The organism is Rhodococcus sp. P4_B6, assembly GCF_056402215.1.
Map to the genome: position 1 here is coordinate 42,899 of NZ_JBFUHV010000059.1, position 6,264 is coordinate 49,162.

Annotated in this window: 4 protein-coding genes and 1 pseudogene; 1 reads left to right on the forward strand and 4 read right to left on the reverse strand. The window is 72.4% G+C overall.

Annotation, left to right across the window (positions count from 1 at the left end):
* The first annotated feature begins 85 nt into the window (after positions 1 to 85).
* On the forward strand, positions 86 to 1,735 hold the full coding sequence (locus AC1DWT_RS25615; protein WP_477922717.1) for an amidase: 1,650 nt from the start codon (positions 86 to 88) through the stop codon (positions 1,733 to 1,735).
* Positions 1,736 to 1,745: 10 nt separating this feature from the next.
* Here the strand turns inward: AC1DWT_RS25615 and AC1DWT_RS25620 are convergent, their stop codons facing one another.
* The 4 genes and pseudogenes from AC1DWT_RS25620 to AC1DWT_RS25635 all read right to left on the reverse strand — a co-directional run.
* Positions 1,746 to 2,420 carry a response regulator gene (locus AC1DWT_RS25620; RefSeq protein ID WP_095862905.1) on the reverse strand — a complete coding sequence of 225 codons (675 nt, stop codon included), beginning with the start codon at positions 2,418 to 2,420 and terminating at the stop codon, positions 1,746 to 1,748.
* Positions 2,417 to 4,384 carry a sensor histidine kinase gene (locus AC1DWT_RS25625; protein WP_477922720.1) on the reverse strand — a complete coding sequence of 656 codons (1,968 nt, stop codon included), beginning with the start codon at positions 4,382 to 4,384 and terminating at the stop codon, positions 2,417 to 2,419. Before AC1DWT_RS25625 ends, AC1DWT_RS25620 begins: the two co-directional genes overlap by 4 nt.
* A 20-nt stretch (positions 4,385 to 4,404) precedes the next feature.
* Positions 4,405 to 5,103, reverse strand: a complete 699-nt coding sequence (locus AC1DWT_RS25630) for a hypothetical protein (protein ID WP_179377629.1) — start codon at positions 5,101 to 5,103, stop codon at positions 4,405 to 4,407.
* A 76-nt stretch (positions 5,104 to 5,179) separates the two neighbouring features.
* Positions 5,180 to 6,264, reverse strand: a pseudogene (locus AC1DWT_RS25635) (DNA polymerase III subunit gamma/tau); the annotation flags it as partial.

The window sequence follows — 6,264 nt, forward strand, 5'->3', positions numbered from 1 at the left end:
GGGGCGATCTCGGCCCTGCCGGACCCGCCGTTTCGTGCTGTAATGGCGCGGCGCTCGACGCGACCCGAGCGGAGGAGAACACGCTGTGACCACCCGACTGTCCCGCCGGCAATTGTTCGGCGCCGCGAGCGCGGGTGCGGTGACCGTTGCCGGCCTGGGGCGTGCCGGCGCGACCGCGAATCCGGCACGCCGCCTGCCGTCGCCCGCCGCGATTTCCGCGTCCGATCCGGCACTTCTGAGTGCCGTCGAGGCGGCGGCGCTGTTGCAGTCCCGGGCGCTGCATCCGCGCGAACTGCTCGACGCGTGCCTGTCGCGCAGCGCGGCGCACGACGGCGGCGTCGAGGCGTGGATCCGGATCTACCCGGAGCAGGCCTACGAGGCCGCGGAGTCCGCCGCGCGGCAACTGGCGGCCGGGTCCGCCCCGCTGGTCTGCGGACTGCCGATCGCGCTGAAGGATCTGTACGCGGTGGCCGGGCTGCCCGTGACCGCGTCGAGCGGCGTCCTCGACGGGAACATCGCCGCGGGCGACGCCGGGGTGTGGCGGCAACTGCGCGACGCGGGCATGGTGCTGATGGGCCACGCGCACACCCACGAATTCGCCATCGGAACCGCGACGCCGCAGGTCGGGAACCCGTGGGACGTCGCGTATTCGCCGGGCGGCTCGTCCGGTGGCAGCGCCGCCGCCCTCGCCGCCCGGTTCACGCCCTGCGCGCTGGGAACGGACACCGGCGGTTCGTTGCGCATCCCCGCGAGCGCGTGCGGGATCACGTCGATCAAAGCGACGTTCGGTCGGTGCAGCACCAGCGGGGTGATTCCGCTGACCTGGACCCGCGATCACACCGGTCCGATGGGTCGCAGCATCGCCGACGCGTCGCTGCTCCTGAGCCACATGGCGGGCGTCGACGTCGACGATCCCAGCACGTCGGTGGGCCCCGACGTTCCCGCGGAGGGGTACCCGCTGGCCGCCGCGGGCGGGTCACGTCCGCTGTCCGGCAGACGTTTCGGGTTGCCGCACGGTGTCGCCGACGACCTGCCCGGCCCGATCGGGACGTTGTTCGCCGGGTTCCTCGACCTCGTCCGCGCGTTGGGCGGCGAGATCGTCGACGTTATCGAGCCCGAGGTCCCGACGGGGCTGCTGAGCGGGGATTACGCCGAATTCGGCTCGTACCACCGGCAGTTCGCGGACCGGCTCTCGGCATACGGCGCGGAGTCGGCGCTCGCCGCGACCGCGGCGATGGCGAGCCTCGCCCTGCCCGTCGCCGACTACTTCGCCCTCGAACGCGCGCGCCTGCGTTTCCAGCACGACTACAACCGGATGTTCGCCGAGCACCGGCTGGACGCAATTCTGCGTCCCGGCGCGCTCACCGACGGGGTACGGCGCGACGACCTCTCCGATTCGAGTGTGTTCGCCGGTGCGCGGGAGAACTACTTCTGGGCCAACTACACGGGCGCACCGGTCGTCTGCACGCCGGTGGGCCGGTCCGCGGCCACCGGCATTCCGTTCGGGGTGCAGCTGGGCGGGGTCCCGTGGTCCGAGGCGGCGCTGATCTCCATCGTCCTGGAACTGCAGGAGGCGCAGCCGGTGTGGCGGGACGCGCCGCCACTCGGCGCCGCGCGCCGGCAGATCCCCGAAGTGCGGGTCGCGGCCCCGGGCGCTGGGCCCACCGCGACCAACACGGACGACACCGGCCCGGGCATCCGATTCGTGCCGACCACCTCGACTGCGGCGGTGTGACCCCGGCGCCTCAGGTGTCGAGTCCGAGGCCCGCGTCCCGTGCCCGCACGATGGCGGCGGGACGGTCGGGCACACCCAGCTTGGCGAGCACGTTCGACACGTGGTTGCGCACCGTCTTCGGGCTCAGCACGAGTCTGCGCGAGATGCTCGCGTTGTCGTAGCCGCGGGCGACGAGGTCGAGAACCTCCCGTTCGCGGTCGGTGAGTTCCGGAAACACGGTGGGTTCCATCCGGCGCGAGGCGGCCATGAAGCTCATCGCGCGGGCCGCGACCGCGGCGCCGAGAATCACCTCGCCGTTGGCGACCGCCCGGACCGCGCGTTCGACCTCCCCCGGATCGGCCCCCTTCACCAGGTAGCCGCGCGCCCCGGCACGCACCGACGCGACCAGCGATTCGTCGTCCTCGTGCATGGTGACCACGAGCACCCGCAGGGCGGGGTACCGCTCGACGAGCCGCCGGGTGGCGTCCACCCCCGAACCGTCGCCGAGTTCGAGATCCATGAGCACGACGTCGACGTCCCCGTCGACGACGTCGAGCGCCTCCGCGACGGAACTGGCCTGCGCGGCCACCTCCATGCCGTCCAGGGTCGACAGCAACGCGACCATGCCCAGCCGGAACACCGGGTGGTCGTCGACGACGGCTACCCGGATGGACGAGGTGGTGGAACTTTTCGTGCCCGCGCTCATGATGCGGTCAACGGTAACCGGGCGGTGACCACCGTGCCTGTCGGACGGCCGGATTCGATGTGCAGCGTGCCGCCGAGTTCGTGTGCCCGCTCGCGCATCGACCGGGTGCCGACGCCGCCGCCCCCGGCCGGATCGAACCCGCACCCGTCGTCGTGGATGACGACCGTCAGCACCTCCCGGGCGACCGTGGCGTCGACCCGGCAGCCGTCGGCACCGCTGTGCCTGCGCGCGTTGGTGACGGCCTCGACGACGATCCCGTACGCCGCGGCGCTGATCTCCGCGCCCAGCCTCGGCGGCGGATCGGCCTGCACCCGCAGCTGGAACCCGCTGCGCGACTGGCTGGCCGCCAGTTCGTGCAGCGCCGGGACCAGTCCGAGTTCGTCGAGCACCGGCGGGAACATGCTGCGCGACAGCTGCCGGACGCCTTCCACCTGATGGTCGAGTTGCTCCTGCAGCGCGTCGATGAGTTCCGCGGCGGCGGCCGGATCGGAGCCGAGCAGGTTCCGGGCGCCCTGCAGGCCCAGCCGGATGCCCGCGAGCGAGGGACCCAGGCCGTCGTGCAGTTCGCGGCGAATCATCTGCCGCTCCTCCAGTCGCACGGACGCCAGCCGACGCCGCGCCTCCTGCAGGTTCTCCGCCGACTGCAGCACGACGAGACCGGCCGTCACGACCGCCGACAGTTCGGTGAGCGATCGTCGGGTGCGCGCCCCCAGCGACTCCCCTGGCGGCGCCGTCACGACCATCGTCCCCAGCACCGCACCGCGGTGCACCAACTCCACCGACTCGGCAGGTCCCGTCGCCGAACCCCACACCGCAGCAACCCCGCTGATGCGCTGCACGGACACGGATTCGAGCCGCAACGCGACGCCGACGCCGGCAGCGAGACCCTCGAGGAGTTGTTCCGGGGTCTCGGCGCTGCCGAACTGCCTGCCGAGGGTGCGGACGGCCCGCGCCGGATCCTCGCCCTCCCCGTACACCAGGCGGTGCACCCGCCGCTGCAACCACAACCGCACCGGTTGCACCGCGACGGCGACGACACCCGCCGCGACCACCTGCGCCCCCACCGAATCGCCATCGGGCAGCAATGCCGTCAGCGCCGCGACCACCACCACATACAGCACCAGCAGCGCAACGGTGAGGGTGCCGGCCACCGTCGCGCGGCTGACGGCCAGGTTCAACCCCCACATGCGCTGGCGCAGGATGCACACCAGGATCGCGACCGGGTAGAAGGCCTGAACCGCCAAGTGCACCAACGGGTTGAGCACCCACAGCCCCGGCAGCGACGCGGGCAGCGCCAGCGGAATGTACGCGGCCGTCATCAGCGCCGTGCCGAGGCACATCCAGCCGAGACCGACGCGCTCGCCGGGTGGGCCGTGCCGCCACCGCCACCCGCAGTCCGCTGCCGCCGCGAAGCCGACCACGAGGACGGGCGCGATCTGCCAGACCGCGGGGATCCCGGTAAACGTGCGGGACCAGAAGTACCAGGCCGTCGCGGCGACACCGGCGAGGACGCCGAGTTTCGCGCCGACGCCGAGCGGATGGTCGCGGATCAGCCACGGCACGATCAGGAACAGGCTCAGCGTCCCGGGAATCCACGCCGTGTTCTGCAACGGCGACAGCACATCGACCCACGGCAGCCCCGAACGCACGGCCGCGAGTTGCGAGTAGCTGTAGCCGAGTGCGGCGAGACCCACGCCGATCGCGGTGAGCCCCAGGATGATCGGCACCGGGTGCACCCGCCGCGCGAGCACGACACCCGCCACAGTTCCGTAGACCGCCGCCCCGACGACGTCCACCAGGAAGAACAGCTGATTCGAATCGATGCCCGGATCGGCCCGGACGAACGCCACCACCGACAGGACGACCAGGATCCACGCGGACACCGCCATGACGGCAGCGGGTACGGGCGCACCGCCCGCACCTGCCGACCCCTCGGTCCTCGGAGTGTCCTTCTGCTTCGCCATGGTGCGAACGAGTATCTCCCTTACTCGCGCACGGTGTCGGCGAAAGCGAACCCGATCGCGCTCACCAGCACCCACAGCGGCCCGGTGAACCCCGCGAGGTACTGCAGCGGTGAGACGCCGATGACGGCGGTCACCAGGCCCAGCACCAGGCTGACCCAGCCGATCCACCGCGGGCCCGCGTGCCCGCGGAGCAACGCGACGGCCACCGCCAGCGCACTGACTCCCGCACCCGCCCACAGCCACGGAATGGTGCCCATCCAGTGGCCGCCGACCACCGCGAACTCCGGCACCAGCCGGCTCGTGTCACCGAGGCCGAACACCAGCTCGGTGGTCAGCCCGGTCCCCAGCAGGCACGCCGCCGACGTCAGGACCAGTCCGAACGCCGCGACCGACGGCAGGATGCTCTCGGCAGGTAACGCCGCCCGCAGTCGCTGGCACAGCCCGGCGGCGAAGACGAGGATCAGCAGCGCCGCGGTCATGATCGACACGTGCATCACCAGGATCCCGGTGCGCTGTCCGACGAGCCCGGTCATGATGGCGACCGCGTCGCCGGCCGACGCCTCCACGTACACCGCGTCGACCGACATGCTCGCCTGGATGCCGACGATTCCGGCCACGCCGGCGACGACCCCGACGTAGGCCCACCACCGGCCGCTTCGCGGTCGCGCGGTCGCCGGGACCTCGTTCTGCACGCCGTCTGGAACATTCACTGTGCTCATGAGACGACGATCGGGCACCCGGCGTCCCGGGCACCAGGGGCGGATGTCCCGATGTGGCGGGACCGCGCCGTCCGGTTCAGCCTTCGAGCTTCTTGGCCCCGAGCATGTCCTTGAGCAGTTCGAACGCCACGTCTTCCGGGTCGCGGCGAGTCGCGGGGTCGGCGGGTTCCGCCGCCTCCTTGAACATCTCTTCTTCGTCCTCGGGTGTGGAGACGGGCGGCGTCGACGCCGAAGCCTCGTAGTCGATCGGCCCGGGATCGTCCGGGTAGTCCGGTGCCTCCGGCGGCGGAATGTCGTCGTCCGGTTCGGACGACGGACGTGCCTGCGCCGCACCCGGACCCGCATCGGTGCTCCGTGCGTCGGACTGCTGCTGCGGGCGCTGCGCAGCCCGCTCCTGGCTGGGCCGGGAGAACCGGGGTGCGCCTGCAGGCTTCGTCGGCGCCGCGGCAGCCTTCGCGACCGGTGGGGGCGGCGCCGTCGGGGCACCGGCCTGATACTCCACTTCCCAGGTGCCGCCGAACATCTCGGACAGCACCTCGGTGATCACCTGAGCGTTGTGCGGCGACGCGATCCGAGCGCCCAGATTGGGGACCGGGTGCGCCAGGATCAGGCGGTTGCCTTGCACGTCGTGCACCGTGGCGGCGGACAACATCGCGGGCAGGATCTTGTTCCGCTGGCTCACCTTCTCGCGCAGCGAATTCCAGGCCTCGCGCAGGACCGCAGCATCCGGACCCGCGGATGCGGCGGGTGCCGCCTCCACCTCGGGTGCGAGCGGCGGCTCCGGCTCCGGTTCGGGAGTCGGCTCGGGTTCGAGAGTCGGCTCCGGCGCAGGAGTGGGAGCGGGCTCGGGCGCCGGGACCGGCGCGGGTGCAGGAGTCGGCTCGGGTTCGGGGACCGGAACGGGCGCGGGTTCGGGCGTCGGCTCGGGCACGGGCCGCGGCGTCGGCTCGGGTGCCGGCGTCGGCTCCGGAACGGGCGTCGGCTCGGGCTGCGGCGTCGGCTCCGGTTCGGGAACGGGGGCGGGGGCGGGCTCCGGAACGGGCCGCGGCGTCGGCTCGGGTTCCGGCTCGGGCGGCGGCGGCACGGTGGCCGCCGCGGCCTGGCGCATCGACGGTCGCTGGAACTTCGGCTCGGGTTCCGGTTCGGCGGGCGGTTGCGGCG